Source organism: Mesorhizobium sp. GbtcB19 (genome assembly GCF_019091085.1).
In the GTDB taxonomy this organism is placed as follows: Bacteria; Pseudomonadota; Alphaproteobacteria; order Rhizobiales; family Rhizobiaceae; genus Mesorhizobium.
The window spans coordinates 1-228 of the sequence record NZ_JAGXJY010000678.1 but is presented as its reverse complement, the minus strand read 5'-3'; the positions used below and the strand labels follow the sequence as shown (position 1 = coordinate 228).

The 228-nt window shown below is 68.4% G+C and carries 1 pseudogene; it reads left to right on the top strand.

The window, feature by feature from the left end:
- Positions 1 to 6 precede the first annotated feature (6 nt).
- Positions 7 to 228, top strand: a pseudogene (locus KVT37_RS33395) (ankyrin repeat domain-containing protein); the annotation flags it as partial.

The window sequence follows — 228 nt, the reverse complement described above, 5'->3', positions numbered from 1 at the left end:
GGGGGGATCGGCAGGCTTTTGCCCCAAGGCGCCGTGATCGACGCGCGCGCCGGCACCGGCACCACGCCGCTGCTTGTTGCCCCGCATGACAATAAAATTGCCCCCGCCGGGGCGCTGATCGCGGCCGGAGCGAACGCCAACGCCAAGGACAATTTCGAGGACAGTCCGTACCTCTACGCCGGGGCGGGCGGGCAACTGGAAATCCTCGAGCTGACGCTGGCGCATGGC